This is a genomic window from Bacillus sp. AC266 (genome assembly GCF_979253805.1).
In genome coordinates this window covers 352,335-373,311 of the sequence record NZ_CEEDEC010000001.1, presented here as the reverse complement: position 1 = coordinate 373,311, position 20,977 = coordinate 352,335, and the positions used below count along the sequence as shown (strand labels likewise).

General features: G+C 32.2%; 17 protein-coding genes and 1 pseudogene. 2 read left to right on the top strand and 16 right to left on the bottom strand.

Going from position 1 to position 20,977, the window contains the following annotated elements:
* Window positions 1-281: 281 nt before the first annotated feature.
* The 9 genes from AC0IXC_RS01860 to AC0IXC_RS01820 form a co-directional block, all read right to left on the bottom strand.
* A complete protein-coding gene (locus AC0IXC_RS01860) occupies window positions 282-989 on the bottom strand; it encodes a DUF6320 domain-containing protein (RefSeq protein ID WP_002033040.1) in 708 nt (235 codons plus the stop codon).
* Window positions 989-2,245 (bottom strand): alcohol acetyltransferase, encoded by a 1,257-nt coding sequence (locus tag AC0IXC_RS01855; protein WP_215589861.1) that lies wholly within the window; start codon window positions 2,243-2,245, stop codon window positions 989-991. Before AC0IXC_RS01855 ends, AC0IXC_RS01860 begins: the two co-directional genes overlap by 1 nt.
* Before the next feature lie 143 nt (window positions 2,246-2,388).
* Window positions 2,389-3,225 carry an ATP-binding cassette domain-containing protein gene (locus AC0IXC_RS01850; RefSeq protein WP_215589862.1) on the bottom strand — a complete coding sequence of 279 codons (837 nt, stop codon included), beginning with the start codon at window positions 3,223-3,225 and terminating at the stop codon, window positions 2,389-2,391.
* Complete coding sequence (locus tag AC0IXC_RS01845) at window positions 3,218-3,559, bottom strand: GntR family transcriptional regulator (RefSeq protein ID WP_471652767.1); 342 nt, start codon at window positions 3,557-3,559, stop codon at window positions 3,218-3,220. The genes AC0IXC_RS01850 and AC0IXC_RS01845 overlap by 8 nt, the downstream gene beginning before the upstream one ends.
* A 325-nt stretch (window positions 3,560-3,884) precedes the next feature.
* Window positions 3,885-4,703, bottom strand: a complete 819-nt coding sequence (locus tag AC0IXC_RS01840) for a DUF4097 family beta strand repeat-containing protein (RefSeq protein ID WP_215589863.1) — start codon at window positions 4,701-4,703, stop codon at window positions 3,885-3,887.
* Window positions 4,704-4,838: 135 nt separating this feature from the next.
* Window positions 4,839-6,212 carry an alpha/beta hydrolase gene (locus AC0IXC_RS01835; protein WP_471652506.1) on the bottom strand — a complete coding sequence of 458 codons (1,374 nt, stop codon included), beginning with the start codon at window positions 6,210-6,212 and terminating at the stop codon, window positions 4,839-4,841.
* Window positions 6,213-6,414: 202 nt separating this feature from the next.
* Window positions 6,415-7,104, bottom strand: coding sequence for a permease (locus AC0IXC_RS01830; RefSeq protein ID WP_256491502.1), 690 nt, complete (start codon window positions 7,102-7,104; stop codon window positions 6,415-6,417).
* A gap of 42 nt (window positions 7,105-7,146) precedes the next feature.
* On the bottom strand, window positions 7,147-7,983 hold the full coding sequence (locus AC0IXC_RS01825) for an ATP-binding cassette domain-containing protein (protein WP_471652505.1): 837 nt from the start codon (window positions 7,981-7,983) through the stop codon (window positions 7,147-7,149).
* Window positions 7,984-9,181: 1,198 nt separating this feature from the next.
* Complete coding sequence (locus tag AC0IXC_RS01820) at window positions 9,182-10,237, bottom strand: serine hydrolase domain-containing protein (protein WP_215589867.1); 1,056 nt, start codon at window positions 10,235-10,237, stop codon at window positions 9,182-9,184.
* Between the two features lie 636 nt (window positions 10,238-10,873).
* On the opposite strand from AC0IXC_RS01820, the gene AC0IXC_RS01815 reads away from it, so the two are divergent.
* The gene (locus tag AC0IXC_RS01815; RefSeq protein ID WP_471652504.1) at window positions 10,874-11,866 is read left to right on the top strand and encodes a DUF4046 domain-containing protein; all 993 of its coding nucleotides are present in this window, start codon (window positions 10,874-10,876) and stop codon (window positions 11,864-11,866) included.
* 211 nt (window positions 11,867-12,077) lie between these two features.
* Here the strand turns inward: AC0IXC_RS01815 and AC0IXC_RS01810 are convergent.
* A pseudogene (locus AC0IXC_RS01810) lies at window positions 12,078-12,179 on the bottom strand (Y-family DNA polymerase); the annotation flags it as partial.
* Window positions 12,180-12,776: 597 nt separating this feature from the next.
* Window positions 12,777-14,306 carry an alpha/beta hydrolase gene (locus tag AC0IXC_RS01805; RefSeq protein WP_471652503.1) on the bottom strand — a complete coding sequence of 510 codons (1,530 nt, stop codon included), beginning with the start codon at window positions 14,304-14,306 and terminating at the stop codon, window positions 12,777-12,779.
* Between the two features lie 516 nt (window positions 14,307-14,822).
* Here AC0IXC_RS01805 and AC0IXC_RS01800 point away from each other — a divergent pair.
* Window positions 14,823-15,188 carry a YxeA family protein gene (locus AC0IXC_RS01800; protein WP_002013629.1) on the top strand — a complete coding sequence of 122 codons (366 nt, stop codon included), beginning with the start codon at window positions 14,823-14,825 and terminating at the stop codon, window positions 15,186-15,188.
* 115 nt (window positions 15,189-15,303) lie between these two features.
* On the opposite strand, the gene AC0IXC_RS01795 is transcribed toward AC0IXC_RS01800, so the two are convergent.
* From AC0IXC_RS01795 to AC0IXC_RS01775, 5 genes are all read right to left on the bottom strand, one after another.
* A complete protein-coding gene (locus AC0IXC_RS01795) occupies window positions 15,304-16,014 on the bottom strand; it encodes an alpha/beta hydrolase (RefSeq protein WP_471652502.1) in 711 nt (236 codons plus the stop codon).
* A gap of 274 nt (window positions 16,015-16,288) precedes the next feature.
* Complete coding sequence (locus AC0IXC_RS01790) at window positions 16,289-17,131, bottom strand: polysaccharide deacetylase family protein (protein ID WP_471652501.1); 843 nt, start codon at window positions 17,129-17,131, stop codon at window positions 16,289-16,291.
* A gap of 275 nt (window positions 17,132-17,406) precedes the next feature.
* Window positions 17,407-18,090, bottom strand: coding sequence for an N-acetylmuramoyl-L-alanine amidase family protein (locus AC0IXC_RS01785; RefSeq protein WP_471652500.1), 684 nt, complete (start codon window positions 18,088-18,090; stop codon window positions 17,407-17,409).
* 126 nt (window positions 18,091-18,216) lie between these two features.
* Window positions 18,217-20,001 carry a sensor histidine kinase gene (locus AC0IXC_RS01780; protein WP_215589876.1) on the bottom strand — a complete coding sequence of 595 codons (1,785 nt, stop codon included), beginning with the start codon at window positions 19,999-20,001 and terminating at the stop codon, window positions 18,217-18,219.
* Entirely contained in the window at window positions 19,998-20,684 is a 687-nt protein-coding gene (locus AC0IXC_RS01775; protein WP_012261222.1) for a response regulator transcription factor, read from the bottom strand. Before AC0IXC_RS01775 ends, AC0IXC_RS01780 begins: the two co-directional genes overlap by 4 nt.
* Between the last annotated feature and the right edge of the window lie 293 nt (window positions 20,685-20,977).

Genomic DNA, 20,977 nt, shown 5'->3' with positions numbered 1-20,977 from the left:
TTTTCACTATGGTAGAACCATTTAAAAATTAAATATAATTTATTATAATTAAATATAGATTAACATCATGTAAAATATAAGTAAATAAAATTAATTCAAATTTAATTTCACTACTTTTTTATAGGAGATTACATATGTGAACAACATCCAGGCTACAGCATTACATAAAATGAGCAGAATTGAAAAAACAAGTGCTACATTATTATATGAGCACTGCCTTTACTAGTTATTAGAGATTTCATCGATTCACAGGATAAAAAAGCAGACAATTGTTTTAAAAGTTAAAAATGAAATTTCCTTTTTAATATTTCTTTCCATTTGTTTGGAAAACTGTAGGAGAGAACTAGACAAACGGTACCAATAGATAAAAAGACTTTCATATCCTCAAGAGACCTTGAAAAGGTATAGGGACGGTTACTATAATGTCCTAATATAAAACTGATCCATGCTGTTAAAATAAATACAGATATTGTAATTACCCCCACAAAAGCAAGCCATCTTTTTTTGTTCTTTTTATAAAACATTCTGTTCAGCCAAATTAAAGTAACGCACATTAAAAATATAGGAATTGCTATAGTAACAGACCAATTTATTTGATTATCTGCCATATCTAAGGCAAGTAATAAACATATAGTTGTAATACTTAATATAAGAGCTTTCCTTTTAATTTTCTTAGAAAAAACATAAATTACAATCCAAAAAGAAATGACTGAACTGCTACTATATAGAGACCATGTTAAAGATTTATCTAATATAAAATTAATTAATGTAGGAATGAAAAGAGCTAAAAGAGCCCCTACGCTAATAATACGAAAAATTAGTTTTAGTACGTTATCTCTTACATTTTCATACATACTGTAATAGTGTGGAAAACCATTTTCTTTAAGAAGCTGTTTATCGCTCGAGACCTTAGGAATATAGGTAAAGCATAATGGGCAAGGTATTTGGTCCCTCTCTACCTGAATACCGCACTTTGGACAATATGCCACTAATATCCTCTCCTATTAGATTCTATTTTCACATTAATACCATCTTTTTTTAGTTTTCTAAAGAACTCCCGTTCCACAATTTGAATATCAGATATATTTCCGAAAGTAATATACATGTAAGAACCATAACTAATAACTCCGGCTTTTATTTTATTACCTACACTGGGGGGTGGATAGAATTCAAATCGCTCAATAAAAGGTTCTATGTCCTTATTCAGAGATACTACCCCTAAATTAGAGATAGAGCTTGTATACAAGCTTTCCCCAAATTTTGAATGTATAATAGGTGCCAATTGGTCCTTAATAGTAAGTGGCAAAAGTCGTAGCAAAACATTTCTTTCTCCACGAACATTTCTAGCAATAAGTGGTTTCAATTGTTTGCTGTTTAAATATCGTTTAAATTCTATTTGAACCTTTTGTACAATCTCATGAAATGTATATTCTCCTAGACGAGGATCAATTGTTATGGGTATACTAACAAAGAAATTGCGAAGCGTTTGACTTTCAAAAAAGTTTCTCAAGTTAACAGGTACATTTATGGTGATAGGTTTAGGGGTCGCTGCTAGCTCATCTTGAATTTCGATTAATACCTCTATGTATTTAGATATTAAATAAGTAGTAATGCTTATACCTTGAGATTTAGCTAACTGTTTAATTTCCCTTATATCGATCTCTCCTGTAGTAATATGATATATTCCCTTTTTATCAAACTTAAATGGAAGTTTGTATGCATAATCAAGACTTTCTTGCCAGCTTGGTACATTTTCTTCGTAATATGTAGCAAAAGAATCTTCAAATTCTAAGTTAATTCTATTTTTCGTTTCCATTTGCAAATCAAGAGATTCTTTCCTTATTACATAATAAGTCACCAAAAGTTTTAAAAACTCTAAAGCTCCCGTACCGTCTGTCAGCATATGTGAAACTTCAAAAGAAATTCTTCTATTATAATACAGAATACGATAAGGGAATGTGTTATGACTGGTAAAAAACAGATTAGAACAAGGATAGTAATGCTCTATTGAAGCAATAGGAATTTCATTCGTTTTTTTAAAATAATTCCAGAAAATCCCCTTCTTTACGATTACTTTAAATAGAGGGAGTTGTTCTAATGTTTGTTCAATAGCCCATTGTAAAACATCAGGACTAACCATGCTGTTAAGGTTTACTGAGAGTCTAAAAACCGTAGAAACTCTCGATGTAACAGTTGAAGCATATAGCTTTCCGGCATTATCTAGTTTGTACCACTCTACGTTCATTGTTAACTCCTTTGCATAAAAAAGACTCTAAAAATTTTTATTCAATGGATATACACTATAAGTAAGGATGGTACAAAAATACATACAGCAAGTGTATTCATCTTGATTCCTCCTAGTTTTACATTTTCACAAAAAAGGCCTCTTTATTCATCTCCAACAAGACTAATGAAGAAATCTTGTAGACCCAACGGTGAAATAATTACTGTTTCTGTATCCTCAATTGGCTTGTCAAAAACGTATTGCGATACAAATCCACCCACGTTTTTCACACCGATAATATTTAGACCTTTTGTCACCTGCTCGACGACATCAACCGGACCTGTTACGGAATAGGCCATTTCATCAATATCATTTGTATCGGCATATAATTTGAGTTCCCCTTTATCAATGATAAGTAGTTTTCCTGCAACTCTGGAGATTTCATCTATCAGGTGTGTGGAAACAATAATGATTTTGGGTTTCTGTTCATTGCATTCCTGTAATAAGTCGTAAAAATTTTTGCGTGTAATAGCATCAAAGCCTAAAACGGGTTCATCTAAAATAATCACATCTTTATTACTAGCCATTCCAAGGATTGTATTGACCATAACCTTCATCCCAAAAGATGCCTGTTCATACTTTTTGCTTAAGTCAAGTTTGAATTTTCGCGCAATTTCCATTGCAAACTCAATGTCAAACTGACTATTTAATTCGTTTGCCGTCTTGAATAAATCCTTTATACGCATGTTAAAATGTTCTGCATCACTTGCAACAAAATGGACTTGCTCCGGCATATGCAGCATATCAACGGGATTTCCGTTCACTGTGATGTTGCCAGTACTAGCATTATGGTGACCCGCAATTAATTTTAGAAAGGTAGTTTTTCCTGCCCCATTTTTACCTAGCAAACAGTAAATGCCGGGTGAATCTAAGGTTACGGAAAAATTCCGTAACCCTTCATTTCCCCCATAATCTTTAGTTACATTGGATAACTTAATCATCGTTTTCCTCCATTACTAATTTAATGATTTCCTCTCGTGATATACCAATTTTCATCGATTGTCGAATCGTATCTAACAGCTCTTTTTTTCGCTCGTCCAATATGATTTTATTTGCTTCATTGGTTACTGCCATTCCAATTCCTCGCTTTTTATAGAGCACACCTTTATCTGTGAGAACCTTAACGGCCTTCACCGATGTAGTTGGGTTTACTGAGAGCAGCTTAGAAATCTGAGTGGTTGAAATAATTAAGTCATTTGGGTTATATGTACCAGATAAAATGTCATTTTCAATCATCTCTGCAACCTGTGCAAATACGGGTTTCTCAGTTCTCATGAGCACTTCCTTCCCCCATCGTTGTATGGTTAATGACTTGAGTCACTAACCGATATTACAATATACCCATCCACTTGTCAAGTTGAATGTTTGAAATGGCTGTTCGTCAATTTAGGACGGTAATGGGTTTCACTCGGCGGTTTAGAAACCAAAGGAAAGGTGATAATCAAAGAAACCGACCCATTTTGAAAAAGATTGATCAAAATAGGTCGGTTTCTTTGAAGTTTTAAAAATTTGAGTTTTATAATATTAAGATCAAGCGACATTATTTTCTTTATGCATATTTATCCTAAGATACTTAGAAATTTATTTAATAATTTTAAGATTAACGAACAAATTCAAGGTTTATGTCCCCATTATTAACGCTGACATCCAATTTTTTATCACCACCGCTTTTATTTTCTGGCAGATTGTTTTTACCTTTAGAAACATGGCTCGAGATACTAAATACATCATACGATCCTACAATAGTTCCATTTATACCGCCATTTTTTGATTTTAATTTTAACTCATCGTCAACCGCGACTTTTGCTATATCTAAGTTACCATTTGAAACTGTTGCATCAATGGAACCTTTTACATTCACATTTGATAGATTTATATCGTCATTTTTGGTTTCCACTTTGAAGCTTTTTTCAATTTCTACATTTGAAGCTTTTATTTTTCCATTTGAAGTTGTTGCATCAACGGAACCGGATATATTTACTTCTGATAGATTAATATCTCCTTTAGATGTTTTTATTTCAATACCGCTTTCCATACCGCGTGGAACCGATATCTTTACATTTCTATGTGTTTTATCAGAATTAAGGCCAACATAGTCTTTCAATTCTTTATTAGTATTGGCTTTCATTATTAAATTCTTTTCACCTGAGACATCTATTGCATAGGATTCTTTATCATTTTCAAAATACGTAATATGAATCTCATTATCGTTTGATTTTACCACATCAACACTACGATCCATATCAGACAGAGATATTTGGGAAATCTTATCTGCTTCTATTGAATAGCTCTTTTCCTCATATTTTATTGGATGATTTTGCTTATCAGAACTAGTATCATTTGTACATGCAGAAGTAAAAACTAGTACTGAACCAACAACAACAGTGACAGGTAAGACCTTTTTAAAAACTTTTTTCATAATTTAAAACACCACTTTCTAAATAAATACATAATTTAATTTTTATTTTTGGAATTCAGCCAAAATGTTTGTATTTTGGCCGAATCTATACTTTTCTTTACAAAAGGGTAATATTTTGCTCTCATTTTAAGTGAATTAATGTTGAGCGTTAATCCATCCTGAGACATCCTCTATCACTTGAGAATCTACATGAGCTGGTTTATTGTAAATACTTCCGTCAAATTTATCTGCGGAACCGCCTGGCATAAACAAATGACTCAGCCCTGGATAGAGCTTGAAACTAACATCGTCTTTACCCGCAAGTGTTTCCTGCCACAGTTTATAATCCACTTTTTCTAAAACATGAAAATCAGTTGTACCTTGAATGATAAACATCGGGATATTAAGGTTTTTAGCAATGCTCGCTCCATTAATTTTATTCAAACTACTCCAGTAACTAGCTGGATAACCAAGTAAAACTTCTTTTTTGTCAGAGGTGTTGAGTTTTTTTATTTTTTGTACTGACTCTTTCGTATTTTCCATTTCCTCTTTTTTACGCTCGCCCGATAGTTTTGTATCTTGTTCCACTCGCAATGTAGTCTGTGTCAACACTACATCCTCTAAACGACGTAGTGTACCTGCCATTGAGACAAAACCTTTTATTTCTGGATTATCCTGTGCAATCTTTGGTCCCAGTAAACCACCCTGGCTATGCCCAATTAGATAGATCTTATTACTATCTACTCTTTTATCTTCTTTAACAAGTCGTACTGCCTCTTTAGCATCTTTCAAATATTCTGTTTCCACATCGAAAACATCATTCGGATAGGCATAAGAACGTTTGTCATAACGGATAGAAGCAATTCCCTTTTCTGCAAGACCGTGTGCAATATCTGCAAAAGGACGATTAAGACCCGTACCAATGATAGAGTCCATATTATTGGGACCAGACCCCTGAAGCAACATTGCAACCGGTGGTTTTTCTATTCCTTTCGGGAGAGTTAACAACCCATTCAATTTTTTTTCATTGTACCCAACTTTAATCGAAGATTCTTCCCATTTTTCACCTTTCTCTGGTTTCACTATAAGTGGCTGCATTTCAGTTTGAACGTCTGCTACCTTGCCATCCTTTGTATAAACAAAAGTGGTTTGCAAATTATTTTTACGATGTACTGTGGTAATAGACACTTTTCCATTTTTATCTTTCGAATTAAATACTTCCGATTCTGTATCTAGAGCAGGCCCTAATTGAGATATTAAAGCTTTCCATTTAGAAGCAAACTCTTCCTTAGGTAATTTACTTGTCATTTCCTGAGTTACATTTTTATAAAGTTGATCGAAATCATTTTTCTGAAATTGCTCCAAATAGGCTGCACTTTTCATTTTTAAGTCTTTCTCATCAAAACTTTTTGTACCTTGCGTAACATTTTGCTTTTGTGAACTCTTATCTGGCTTTTCAGGCGTTGTACCACAAGCTGCAAGTGAAATTATTATCGCACTTGCTATAATAGGTTTGGTAAACTTAAACATAATAATCCCTCCACTAATCTTTAGTTAGTAATTTCAACTTGTATGAAGTGGCCTATAATAATGAAGATGGGCATTTTTATATTCCATCCGAGTATCAGTATGCAACCCTGTCCTATTTACTTACACTCAGTAAAATAATAGATGCTCATTTCACCTTTATAACCTCAATCCTTTGGTAAATGATAACGTATTAATATACGATTTAAATCTTCTTGCGACTTACGACCAAAGCACATAAAACATAGACAATAGCAGATACTCCAAGACAACTTATAATTTGAATAACTGCGTTTGGAGTAAAGATTAGGGTGTCAAATATCCAACCTAATACTTTTCGAAGAGAAGCAATAGGTGTAAATACACAAATAACAGCGACAATGATAATATCTGTAAGCCAACCGTACCAAGAGCCCTGGATTGTAGTTAATGTATGAACAATCAAAGCAACCATCAGCATAAATACAAATTGACGAATGAAGGCAATACTAACACCATTATTCCCCCAACCAAAAACACTAATTGGGTTGGCTACAAATCCATGATCACCTACAGGTAATAAATTATCTAAATAAAGATAGCAAAGCACTGTAAATAGCGAAATAATAAGGGCGAAACCAATATAATTTATAAGGATTCCTCTCATATAATCCAGCTTTTTTACATTAAGGTTCATAATTTTCCTGAAATTTTTAGCAGGAATGAGCACCGCGCTCATTAAAATTATGATATAAGAATAAAATCCAAAACTTAAGTAAAAACCTCCCTTATTAGATGTTCCTAGTAAATCATTGATTACGTAACTAATTATTTGTAAGAAAATCGCTATGAAAAAAATAACGTACGATAATTTTACTTTCTTAAAATTTAGCTTTGCTACAGCAAGTGCATTCATCTTAATTCCTCCTAATTTTATATTTTCACAAACAAATTCTCATTATTCTTCTCCAACAAGACTAATGAAGAAATCTTGTAGACCCAGCGGTGAAATAATTACTGTGTCTGTATCCTCAATTGGCTTATCAAAAATGTATTGTGATACAAATCCACCCACGTTCTTTTTACCAATAATATTTAGACCTTTTGTTACCTGTTCGACGATATCAACCGGACCTGTTACAGAATAAGCCATCTCATCAATATCATTGGTATCTGCATATAGTTTCAGTTCCCCTTTATCAATGATAAGAAGTTTTTCTGCAACACTAGAGATTTCATCTATCAAGTGTGTGGAAACAATAATGATTTTTGGCTTCTGTTCGTTACATTCTTGTAATAAGTCGTAAAAATTTTTGCGCGTAATAGCATCAAAACCTAAAACCGGTTCATCCAGAATTATCACATCTTTGTTACTGGCCATACCAAGGATTGTATTAACCATAACCTTCATCCCAAAAGATGCTTGTTCATATTTTTTATTCAAGTCTAGTTTGAATCTTTGCGCAATTCCAATTGCAAAATTAAGATCAAACTGATTGTGCAGTTCATTTGCAGTCTTGAATAAGTCCTTTATGCACATGTTAAAATGTTCTGCATCACTTGCAACAAAATATACTTGCTCCGGCATTCGCATCATATTCACAAGGTTTCCCTTAACTGTGACTTGACCAGCACTAGCATTATGGTGACCCGCAATTAATTTGAGAAAGGTAGTTTTACCTGCCCCATTTTTGCCTAGCAAACAGTAAATGCCGGGTGAATCCAAGTTTACGGAAAAATTCCGTAACCCTTCATTTTTTCCATAATCTTTGGTTACATTAGATAACTTAATCATCGTTTTCCTCCATTATTAATTTAATTATTTCCTCTCGTGATATACCAATTTTCATCGATTGTCGAATCGTATCTAGCAGTGATTTTTCACTCATCCAATATGATCTGTTTGATTTCACAAGTTACTGTCATTCTGATTCCGTTCTTTTTATAGAGCAAGCCTTTTCCCGCAAGAACCCTAACTATCTTTACCGATTTAATTAGATTTATTGAGAGAAACATAGAAATCTGAGTGGTTGAAATAATCAAGTCATCCGGGTTGTATGTACCAGATAAAATATCATTTTCAATCCTCTCTGCAACCTACGCAAGTACGAAATTCTGAGTTAGCATGGCACCTGCTTCTTTTAAAGTTATACAGTTAATGATTTAAGCCACTAACCAAACCTACAATATACCCTTTAACTTGTCAAGCTCCGTATTTTAGGTGGCGTTCTAAGAGTAATTTTATAGCTCTGAGAGTGATTTTTTTGTTTAAATCATTCGGAATCTATGTTCCATATAAACTAGTAATTCTCTTCATCTCTACAACTTATACAAGTAGAGAATTCTGAGTTCTCATGGGACCTCCTTCTCTTAACGTTGTACGGTTAATGATTTAAGCCACTAACCAAACTTACAATATACCCATTTACTTGTCAAGTTCCAAATTATAGATGATTGCTCTTTAAATAATTTAACATTCCAAGTGATTGTAATACTCCAATCATTCAGACTGTATACTCCAGATATAACGTCATTCTCAATCATCGCCGTAACCTTTGTGTACAAAAATATTTTTTAATTTTCATGAATCACATCACTACCGTTATACAGTTAATGATTTAAGTCATTAACCGAACTTACAGTATGCCAATTAACTTGTCAAGTTTCATCTTTGAGTTGAGTAAAACTTTAGGTGCCTCAGCCCCATTACTTGCTTCTATATTAAACAACTTGCCATCATTATTAGAAAAGAAATTCACTAGAAAAATCCCATGAATATGATTCCATTTGCAAAACCAGAGTTCTGTCCTATACTTCCAAATCCATGTTGGTCTTGTAAATATAGAACAGCTAAATGGCAATAAATAAAAAAGCAGGACATTGAATCGCCATGCTTTTTTCAAATTAAGAAATCAATCCTTTCTCAATAAATAACTTTTTAGATACCCCTTTCAACCAATATGTGAGTATCATCTACATCTTTTATAGAAAATCTACTTCTTATTGTTTTTTTCTCTTTCTAAAACAATTTCCGCTATTTCATAAGCATAATTATGAGGGTCAAATTCGTCATAGTTACTTAATACCGCAATAGATAATCCATCTTCTCGGAACCGTATGAAGTGTGAACTATAACCAACCCATCTGCCTGAATGTTCCAAGTATTGGCGATTATAACCATCTGCAATTTCCAATCCAAAAGCATACTCTTCATCATCAATGATCGTCTCCCCAGTTGGAGAAATTTTCGGACCAATTTCACTCATCCTTTTCGTTAAATCTTTTCCACCAACGGTACCTGCAGTTAAATTCTCTCCCCATATTACTAAATCTTCAACAGTTGTATGAGCACCGCCATCTCCTGTATGTTCCCAAGGGCTTTCATAGATTTCATATGTGCCTTGTTTATTCTTCAAGTACCCCCTAGCGATTGATATAGAAATTGGAAATCTGTCCACTATTGTTGTATCTTTCATATTTAAGGGGTTAAAAATACGCTCCTTCATAAATTCACGCAGGCACTTGCCACTCACCTTCTCTATTACTTGCGATAATAGAAAATATCCTGTATTGCTATACTCAAATTTAGTTCCTACTGGGAACCTTTCCATTTGATGCTTATTAAGGTGTTCTAGCGATTCTTCAGGGGTTAATTTATCAGTAAATTTAATATTCATTTCTTCAGCTATTTCCATAAAATCAACTAGTCCACCAGTATGATGAATTAAATGTCTCAATGTCACAGGTTCAGCATATGCACCTATAGAAGGAACAAACTTTATAATTGAATCATCCAAACTTAATTTCCCCTCTTGTTCTAAGAGTAAAATAGAAAATGCTGTGAATTGTTTAGTAATTGAAGCAATATTAAAAATTGTTTTTGTGGTTATAGGTAGACTTTCTTCTATCGAAGCTAAACCAACTGAACCTTTATACGTTGCTCCATTATCAAAACTTGCGATATATGAACATCCAGGCCCTGCGGCTGAAACCTTGCTAAACAATCTTTTCATCGCTGTGTGTGTCTTCTCATTATAAATTTTATTCATTTCATTCACCTTCCTGAATTTTCTTAGTAATTAAATTACAATAAACCCTTACTCATTTATAAAAATAACAATGGACACTTATGAAACTTTATAGCTTTTTCGACCTTGTTATAAATTTTATATATTTTCACTATGATAAAATCACTAAAAAATTAAATTAAATTTATTATAATTAAATATACATTAACACCTAATTAAATTTAAGTAAATAAAATTTAATTTCATTTAATTCTATTGCTTATTTAAAGGAATTACGTATATGAACAATATAAATGTTGACCAAAAGATTATGGAATACAGGTGATCGTCTTAAAATTTCACCTTATACAAAACATAAACTGGAAAATATATCTTTAAATAAGGTCATTGTTGTATTAGGAGTAACTACACCATTTCAAAAAATATTCAATATCAATTCTTGACATCGGGACAATAAGATATCAGTCCCTCTCTCTTCATTTCATTATGTATTTTGGATATTTTTTCCACTTCAAAAATATCGTAATTTTAGTACTTGCTATTTTAAAAAAGTTTAATATAATTTAACTATAAAATAATATTTAATATAATTTAATAATATTTAATTTAAATTAAATTTAAGATCAAAACTAAATTTAAATAAGGTGGCATTTTGAAATGAAGATAAAAGCAATTGCTATAGAGGATATATATCAAGAAATTTTAGAGGGTAAAAGAAGTAGGTTCCCAGCTAACACATGGAAAGAAGATGAAAATAGAGAACTGTCTAGAAGGGTAACGAAATATTTAATTGAAACAATTTTAATGTGGGACAAAGAAGATATTAAATTAAAATGGAACACACCTTTACTAGTAAAATACAAACTCCGTGGTGCACTTAAACATTGTTATAGCAATAGTCCCTATAAAATGATTGAGGATTTGTACCCGAATCAGTTTAAAGAATGGGAATTAGCCATGGCCCCCTTAAATTTTTGGACAAAAGAAAAAGCCATCGGAATATTAAAATGGATAATTGAGGAAAAAGATCAATTAACAAAGGAAGATTTATTAAAATTATATGGTAAAAAGTGGTTGAAACATAACAAATTGAGTGCTCCCTTAGTTATGTACTGGAATGGTAGCCCTTTCGCAATGTTAAATTCATTATATCCGAATCAATTTAAAGAATGGGAGTTCCTTATGGCTCCTAACAAGTTTTGGACGAAAGAAAAAGCGTTAAAAATACTGAAATGGACAATTGAAGAAAAAGAAAAGTTAACTCATTCTCAATTAACACAAATTTATAGTATAAAATGGCTGGCTAAGTATAAATTGACTTCCCCCTGTCAGATGTTTTGGGGCAACAGTCCTTATTCTATGCTAGATGAGTTATACCCTGGAAAGTTTAAAGAATGGGAATTTAAATATACACCTACTGGATTTTGGAACAAGAAGCGAGCATTAGAAGCATTGAAATGGACGATTGAAGAAAAAGAACAATTAACAGAACAACAGTTATTATATATGTATACTCAAAGATGGTTGGTAAAGCATAAATTATGGACACCTTTGAGAAAATATTGGAATGGGAGTCCTTATGAAATGTTAAACGCTTTATATCCAAATCGATATTCGAAGAGTATGCTAAAAGGTTATAGTAAGAATTAAAAATCAGGTTTATTAAAATATCTAAGGGAGAGTGGTTTTTGTAATATATTAGATAACATTTTAGAGACCTAAAAAATATAATTAAATATACAAAAATCCCTCTCATTCCTTTACAGATTAATGTACATAAATAATGTACATTCTATGATTAATCGCTAAATGTTGCTAATATGGGCTTTTTAATTATGTACAGATTAAATTTTAGTAGTCTCAGTGCTACTTTACTCAATAATAAGTTTGGACCGATACCAATCGTGCTTTCAATTCGCGTACGTTCATATATTTCTTGCTTGAACTTTAAGGCAAACTCGCATGTCCCATAGTAAATAAAGCCAAAGCCAATCCATTAAATATAAAATAACAAAGACAATTCCTATTATTTTATGTTTTTAAACTCTCTTACCTTACTCATTTCCATTTCATTAAAAAAGTCGATTCTCCAGCAACGGTACTTATTATTTAACACTTGAAACGTTATAGCTATATGATGGCTACAACTCTTTAAATATGAAACGAAACTTAAATATACCTACAAAAATTGACATTGATTTAAAGAATGAAAAACTACAACATAATATTTATATTAATCAAAATTCCGTTCTGTTATTTAACATGGGGTATCACCACATCACTATCAAACTAAGGTTTTGTACTATCTATAAAACGAAAAAAAAGCCATCCTTTCTGTATATTTCTACAAAAAGAATAGCGCTTTTTTCATTATATAGATACATTCCATAGTGTATCTTCATTGTTAAATGAAGGTTAAACAAGTTTTGTTACATATTTCAACCATAGCCCACCATCTTCAAGTTTTTCTACTTCTTTTAAGAAGAAATCTACTGGATGCTGGTTTCTATTTTGATTACAGAAAGAAAGTCTTTATTAAAACATATGGTTGCTAATTTAATTACGATCTTCCTTGCACCCAAGCAGCAATATCATTTATAACATACTCAGGTATATTAGCAGGACTATAATATTCATCCGGCTTACTTATTTCCCCATCACCCTCTGTAAAGAAATGATTTAACTTTGGATATAGTCGATAATCAACGTTATCTCGTTCTTTTAATTGTTCTTTCCAAAGAGGAATTTCGATTTTTGATTGAACTTGATAGTCTCTTTCTCCTTGAATAATAAGAAGCGGTGTCTTTTGTTCTTTTGACATTTCTGCTGCTTTAATTTTCCGGATAGAATCCCAAAATACTGCTGATCCTAAGTAAAAATCTTTTGGGGGATTCTGACTAGAGAAATTGGGATCATTTAATAATTCAAATTGCGATTTGTAGAATTTATATTCCTCTAGGTTCATTGCTCCAATAGAAAAAAGGTACTCAAATTGATCTAAAACAACGTCTTGGATCGTACGAGCTGGCCCTCCCATTACAATTGCCCCAGCAATATTTTGATTTTGGTCTTTTTCAATCATTTTCGGAAGCATCATTCCACCTTGACTATGACCCAGAATATAAATTTGATTCTTATCTATTAGAGGCTCATTTTTAAGAAATTGAGTTACAAGAAGAGCATCATCTGTTGTCTCTTTATCAACTGTATAAAAGGGACTGAATTGTGTTTTCAACCCATGTTCATATGTTCGTTTATTATAGCGAAGGACAGCAATTCCCTTCGATGCAAGACCTTCAGCTAAATCGCGAAATGGTTTTAAAGCAAACGCTGTTTCATCCTGATCAGTTGCTCCAGATCCTTGAACAAGAATAACCGCTGGGAAAGGACCCTTTCCTTTTGGAACAGACAATGTTCCTGGTAATGGAAATGCACCACTCCCAACTACTACTTCTTTATCAACAAATGATTCAGGCTTACTATATGACGGACGTTCTGCAACAGGACTAAACGACATGCTGAGTTGAAAATCGTCTATTTTTCCAGATGGATCTAGTTTTATTAGTAAAGGTACAGTCATTTGTTCAAAAACTAATTGAATCTCCACATTTGTATGAACAGGATTTGTCTCTTTTTGTGTAACCTCTCCAATTTCTATAAAAGAACCTGCTTGTAATTGAACTGGCAGTCCCTCCCAATAGCTCTTCAACCATTCTTTGGATATTATTTTCTGTAATGACCTTGAGGTTAAATCAAATGCAGATTTATAATCTTCACTATTCATATGGCGAATAAATGAAAGAGTAGTAGATATAATAGGATTTTCATCATCACTATTGTCTACTTTTTTTATAGTTGTGTTTACTTCCTTTAATTTCGAAATAAATTGGTGGTTAAACAGATAATTATATGTATCAGGATATAAGCTTGTTTTCAATACTTCCGTATTCCGTCCCTCATACAAACTTGAAGAACTCGTAAAATTTTCAGGTGAAATTACTTCCTCCGCATATGAGACTGAGGGAATTGTTATTGTACAAATTGCACTGACAAGTAATAACTTATTACTTATTCTTCTTTTCTTACCCATAATTATTGATTCTCCTTTCAAAATTAAAAATTTCTAATACAGTATGCCAACTATAAGGAAAATAAAAATTATCAAAGAGATTAATAATCTATTTTACGATCCCCCTCTCAAGTTAAAAAGCTATCATTAACAAACTTCAATAAAAAATGCCTTCCCCCTCTTTTTTTATCGTTGGATTTTCCAATGACCTAGAAGCACCCCACTAGATGCTTTCTTTAATTGTTCTCACTATAATTTACTTAGATAATTCTCTTATTACTGTAAGATAAATTTATTCTAGTTCCTAAATCCCACTTATTTCTTAATTCACTCATACCAATATAAAACCAAATAACCTACCATCAAAAAATAAAGAAAACAGGTTATTTAGCTATTCATTCCGTAAGCTTAATGCTCAAGTTAATCTTTTTTTCACACGGTTAAACTTTATTAAGAAAACCTTAAGGAATTTCCCTCTATATTTATAAGAATTTTTTTCTATACTGAATCATATAAACGAACAAGAGGAGAAACGTCATGAAGAAATTTGTAATTTGCATACTAGGAATAGGCCTCCCTATATACTTACTACCTTTCATATTACGCGGAGATTTAGACAGATTTAATCCGATTGCTGAAGAAAAAAATGTATACGCTATTGCGGAGGAATATGGCGTTCCAGATTACCATCATAAAGGAAGAGCTATGTACTCGCTAAAAGGTGTTGATGAATTAAGGAATGAGAAGGAATATAAAGTAGGAACAAACACTCCTAATGATTTTATAAGAAAAACTTACTTAAAAATTCATGTGAAAGGTAAGTATGTCTATTCCTACGACATTATTTCTGAAAAGGACATTCCGGAGAAAATAAGGGGCCAATTGGAGATAGCAAATAAATAAAAGAGCCAACTCGTACGAATTGGCTCTTTATTATCTCTCCCACCTACCGTTAGGCTATCTTCCTACACATGCTTGAGATGGGAGAATCCTTTCGGTAAATTTATTACATTCGCTATCATTGTTTTAATAACCATTCTTCAATTACTTTCACTGTTTCATCTCGTTGTGCTTTTGACGTAATTAAGCTCGCATTATCACCTTTTTGCTCACCATACATGCCAAAATGAGCATGGTTTCCGCCTTTTATCATGTGCATAGTTGCATTCTTTGACATTAACTTTTCATTGTTCTCTATTTTTTCTACAGTTGCTAAAGCATCTACTTCCCCATAAATTGATAACATCGGAAGCGATTTAGTAGAGAAATCCTCTGCAGGATACGAACCTAAGAAAATGATCCCATCTACCTTGTCTTCATGTTGAAAAGCATACTTAGAAATCATAGCTCCCCCCATTGAATGCCCCGCAACATACCATTTTTGAACTTCAGGATACTTTTCAATTACACTGTCTACCTCATTTATTCCAAGTATCGCTAAATTTAATGGTAACTTAGGCATTACTACAAAATGCCCATCTTTTGCAAGAGCTTCTCCTAAGTAACTATAAGCCTCAGCTTCTACTTTAGCTCCTTGATAAAAAATAATCCCCATTTTAGACTCTTTCTGTCCAAAAACTATATTATCTTCCTCTTTTTTATCATCTACTAACGACAAAGCCTCTTTCGTTGGTTTATAAGTAAACTGAGACCAAACAAAAAACGTAATACTTCCCATAAGTAAAATACCTAGTAAAGAGTACAGAACAATTTTCATCCACTTCTTCACATATATGCCCTCCCTAAGATGTGTATATTCTATACTTTAATTATTATTACTATAATTGTCGAATAATCTTAACTAATAAGTTTAGAAAAAATAATACGAGCCCTGAAATGCCGTTTTAACATAAATTCAATATATTATTTTAAAACGTAAGCTTCATAAGCTAAGCAAAATTTCATAAAGAAAAAGCCGATTTTTTTATCTTATAGGAAATCGGCTTTTGGCTTAGTTATTGATTTAGTAATAAAAAACACCTTTTAAGATAACTATGTTTATACTATAAACGTTGATCTTTCTGGAAATTTAGTCGAAAATGATCCGCATCATTGTAAACACCAAATTCATATCCATTTTCTTTATAAAATTTAATAATGTCAGGAAGAGCTTGTAATGTTTGTGCTTTTTCATGCATTAAAACAACTTCTACTTCTTCTGTTGTCTGTTTTTTTACATTTTCGATAATCTGAGTTGGATTGTCTTTTAATTTCCAATCATTTGAGTCTACTGTCCAATCCCAAACTTTTATTGCTGCTTCTACAATTTGATTCCGAATTTCCTCACCCTTTAATCCTGGTGCGGATCCATATGGCGGACGGACTAGTTTAGGAGTTGTGCCCGTAATATTATGGATAAGATCTAACGTTTCTTTCATCTCTGGTACAAATTGTCCCTTTTTGTATAGCTTATCACTATTATGTGTCATACTATGTGCACCAATATAATGTCCTTCTTTTACTGCTCGTTTTACATTTTCCTGAAAACCTGTATTTTGTAAATTACTACCTTGCATAAAAAATGTCGAAGCAACATTTTGCTCTTTTAGTACATCTAAAAATTTCCCAGTCAATTCGCTAGGACCGTCATCAAATGTTAAATAGACAACTTTTCCTACCGGTTTTCCATCAGGTCTTTTTTGTTTTGTCGGTGGTGTTTCCTTTTTCTTTTCTTGTTGTTGCGTATTAACTTGTTTACTACTTTCATTAGCTACTCCCTTCGCTGGGATAGAGTGCCATTTTCCAATTAAAAAGAAAGTGAAAAAGGTCGTTGCTAAAACAACTCCTAGAGATATTATTACCTTAGTTAATCGACTTGTTTTTTTCTTACTTTGTGATTCTTTCATTATTTTTCGATCCTTTCCCTATTAATTTTCATATTCATTATTTATAAGGCTGAATCATTAGTTTCAACCGGTGTTTACAATAAATAGATTAATAGAGATGGATAAAGATAAAATGCAGATAATGTCGAAATCAGTTAAAGAATAGCTTATTGCATCCACTCTTTAGAAAAATATTTGTTTTTAATTTAAAAACTGGATATACACCCAAAATAAAAAATACTACTCTTCCTAATTAAGATTTAGAAAGAATAGTATTTTTCTATTTGCCTATTTTATTACATAATAAAATAATTAATAATGCCATCCACAATACCTTTTTGCGATTTTGTTTGGAATTCTTCTGAATTCATTCTTTTTTCATCATTCGCATTAGATGTAAACCCTAACTCAATTAAGATAGCCGGAGAAGGATTTTCTCGTAAGACAAGAAAATCACTTCCATGAATGCCTCTATCACGGCTGTCTATATTTTGATCAAAAATAGCTTCTTGTACGGTCTTAGCTAACTTTTTATCTTTCCTTTTATTAGCTCCATAATGAGTTGTTATTCCCTTTACATTTATATCCTCAAAAGCATCATGATGAATGCTAATATAAAGATCCGCTGAATGGTCTTTAGCTACTTTGACACGTGCTTGTAATTCTTCTTTTTGCTTTGTTTCTGGAAGTAAGCTAGTATCTTTTTCACGTGTCAATATAACTTTTGCATCCGTTCTTTCTTCTAATTCTTTCTTTATATTTTGTGCTACTTTTAAATTAAGATCTTTTTCAATCGTTCCAAATTTCTTTCCTTTCGTCCCTTTATCTCCTCCACCATGCCCCGGATCAATTACAATTGTTTTTCCTCTTAATCGTAAATCCTCTTGTGATATATTTTTATGCCCCTTAGCATGTATGAAACTAACGCCAGTGCCTATTATTAATATAATAAATAAAAGCAATGTCACTCTTTTTTTCATTTTAACAATCTCCTTATCAGCTTTTCATTCAGTTTCTAATGAAAATAGTAATGAATGCTGATAAAGATAAAATGCAGATAATGTCGATTTTGTTTAAAAATGATAAAAACGTGTAGAACGACAATTCTACACGTTTTTATTTAAATAGAAGAAAAATAACACTCCATCTTCTGTATTCAAAACACCATATTCTGCGCCATGCAGTTCTAATATATTTTTTGAAATAGCAAGGCCCAATCCTGTTCCGCCTTTGGAGCGTTGACGAGACGTATCCCCTCGATAAAAACGATCCCATATTTTTTCTACATGTTCTGGCGCGATATGAGCCCCTTTATTTTCTACACATACTTTTACACGTTCATTTTCTTCTATTGTAGAAATAATAATATTCTCATGTTCCGGTGTGTAACGAATCGCATTCGTAATAAAGTTAGTAACCACCTGTTCTATTCGATGTGGATTTGCGACTACCTCAATTTTAGAAAGTTGTTTATGCACATGTAATTGCTTAGCTGTTATATCCGAGGTTAATTGCTCACATATATAATCAATCATCTCATCAATATGGAAAACATCCATTTCCATTTTATACGTACCAGACTCGAATTTTGCTAACTCCAGCATATCAATAATAAGCATATCCATTTTATCTACTTCTTTTGACATTGCTTTAAAGTAATACTCCTTTTTATTACTAGCAACACCATCCTCCAAAATTGAAATACAGCTCTTCATAATACTTAAAGGTGTTTTTAACTCATGTGAAACACCCGCGATAAATTCTTTACGTGTATTTTCTAATTGCTTTTCTTTCTCTATATCTTGCTGCAATTGATTAATATACGAATGCAAAGCCTTAGAAAGTGTATTAATATTTTGTGATAAAGCACCTATTTCATCCTTTGTAGTAATAGGTATTGTCTCTGAGAAATCTAAACCAGCGATTTTTTTTGTAGTATCATTTATTTGTAATAGTGGTTTGGCAATTTTATTTGAATAATAGAACGATATCAAAACGATTAAAATCAAAACAAAGATAATTAAATATACATAATAATCCTTTATCATTTGCACAGCTTCATCAACTGGCTGTAATGATGTCATAGCAAATATATAATTCACCTTACCATCTGCATCTATTGTTGGTTTGATTAATAGTTTATATTTAATATCATTTTCTTCATAGTCCACTATTTCTGTAGAAGTAATATTATTTGGTTTTTGATTTAATATTAAATCAACCTGAAATTGTTTTATTCTATCTATTAACACACGATTTCCATAAATAGAGTTAGTACCTACAGTCCCCTCCGGTAATTGCACGTTCTTAATGCTTCCTGCTAAATATAATTGCGAACTTTCTTTTGAAGATGCGTTTTTTTGTCCATATAACTTTTCTGATAGTTGCTTGTTCTCTAGCCCAACATTCTTCTCTTTTATTGTTAACATCGCAGGGACGACTATATCCCCCTTCTGTACTCCATCGATAATAATATGATTCCCTTGTTCTAAACTATATTTTATCCGTTGTATATCTTCTAAATTAATAAAACTATACAACGGTATCTGAATTGAACGTTCAGAAAAGGTGTTATTTCCGTTAGGATCTAACTGAATCTCTAAAGAAAAATCATTTGCATATTTTATATTCCCTACACTATCTAACGTTGTAATCCATGTCGCATTATCTTGGTAGAAATTTTGTTCCAACTCTTGAATCCTTTTCGCGTCATCTCCAGCTTTTATATATGCCTTTTCAAAGGATTGAATATTCGTTTTAATATCATTAACTTTTCGATTCGAATAATATTGCTTAAAAAATATGGTTTGTCCAATAAAAATAGTCACTAAAATAAGTGTGCATAATGCCGTTGTTAATATAAATAACTTTAATACAATTCCTTTTTTCATACCTGTCCCTCAAATTTATAACCAGTTCTAACAACGGTTACAATACAAGTCGCTTTTCCCCCTAATTTATGACGCAAATTACGGATATGACTATTAACAGTACGATCATCCCCAGCGAATTCATAACCCCAAATTTTAGTGATTAGTTGTTCTCTCGAAATTACAATCCCTTGATTTTGCATGAAATACGTTAATATTTCAAATTCTGTATGTGTCATACTTATGTCTTCCCCATCTACAGTTACTGTACGAGAAGGGAAATGTACATGGATACCACTACTAGTTAATGTGTCTGCAGTAGATACATTAATAGTGGAAGAATATCGGCTTTCAATTAATCGTTTTGCCCTTGCCAATAAAATAGGAGGACTATATGGTTTTGTAACATAGTCATCCGCTCCCATTTCAAATCCCAGTAAAGTATCATCTTCATCCACCCGAGCCGTTAGCATAATAATAGGTACATTAGATTTCTTACGAATTCGCCGGCAGACCGCCCAACCATCTAATTCCGGTAACATAATGTCTAAAATAATTAAATGTACCTCATGTTCTTCAAATATAGATAATGCTTCTTTCCCATCAATCGCCTCTAAGACGTTATATCCTTCGTTTAGTAGGTAATCCTTCATTATTTCACGTAAAATATCTTCATCTTCTACAATTAAAATTGTTCTTTGCATATTTCATCTTCCCCACGATTAATTTTATTTTTATGAAGAAATAGTTCATTTTATATTTTAACCAATTAGAAATCTTTCACTATTTCTGTCACTACTAAATGCAACATAGTTATATCAAGATAATAGCATGCTGATATAAAGATAAAATGCAGAGATAACTGTAATTCTTCAGCAAATAATGAAACTCATCTTGAATCGAAAGATCCATACAAAAACGCCATCCTTTCTGTATATTTCTACAAACAGGATAGCGTTTTTTCATATTAAAGGTAGAATTATAAGGTAATATCAAT

Coding starts and splice junctions, on each gene's coding strand:
- AC0IXC_RS01845 (WP_471652767.1), bottom strand. CDS start 3,559: ATGAGAACTGAGAAACCCGTATTTGCACAGGTTGCAGAGATGATTGAA.
- AC0IXC_RS01815 (WP_471652504.1), top strand. CDS start 10,874: ATGAAGATAAAAGCAATTGCTATAGAGGATATATATCAAGAAATTTTA.
- AC0IXC_RS01820 (WP_215589867.1), bottom strand. CDS start 10,237: ATGAATAAAATTTATAATGAGAAGACACACACAGCGATGAAAAGATTG.
- AC0IXC_RS01785 (WP_471652500.1), bottom strand. CDS start 18,090: ATGAAAAAAAGAGTGACATTGCTTTTATTTATTATATTAATAATAGGC.
- AC0IXC_RS01850 (WP_215589862.1), bottom strand. CDS start 3,225: ATGATTAAGTTATCCAATGTAACTAAAGATTATGGGGGAAATGAAGGG.
- AC0IXC_RS01840 (WP_215589863.1), bottom strand. CDS start 4,703: ATGAAAAAAGTTTTTAAAAAGGTCTTACCTGTCACTGTTGTTGTTGGT.
- AC0IXC_RS01780 (WP_215589876.1), bottom strand. CDS start 20,001: ATGAAAAAAGGAATTGTATTAAAGTTATTTATATTAACAACGGCATTA.
- AC0IXC_RS01855 (WP_215589861.1), bottom strand. CDS start 2,245: ATGAACGTAGAGTGGTACAAACTAGATAATGCCGGAAAGCTATATGCT.
- AC0IXC_RS01830 (WP_256491502.1), bottom strand. CDS start 7,104: ATGAATGCACTTGCTGTAGCAAAGCTAAATTTTAAGAAAGTAAAATTA.
- AC0IXC_RS01835 (WP_471652506.1), bottom strand. CDS start 6,212: ATGTTTAAGTTTACCAAACCTATTATAGCAAGTGCGATAATAATTTCA.
- AC0IXC_RS01800 (WP_002013629.1), top strand. CDS start 14,823: ATGAAGAAATTTGTAATTTGCATACTAGGAATAGGCCTCCCTATATAC.
- AC0IXC_RS01790 (WP_471652501.1), bottom strand. CDS start 17,131: ATGAAAGAATCACAAAGTAAGAAAAAAACAAGTCGATTAACTAAGGTA.
- AC0IXC_RS01805 (WP_471652503.1), bottom strand. CDS start 14,306: ATGGGTAAGAAAAGAAGAATAAGTAATAAGTTATTACTTGTCAGTGCA.
- AC0IXC_RS01775 (WP_012261222.1), bottom strand. CDS start 20,684: ATGCAAAGAACAATTTTAATTGTAGAAGATGAAGATATTTTACGTGAA.
- AC0IXC_RS01825 (WP_471652505.1), bottom strand. CDS start 7,983: ATGATTAAGTTATCTAATGTAACCAAAGATTATGGAAAAAATGAAGGG.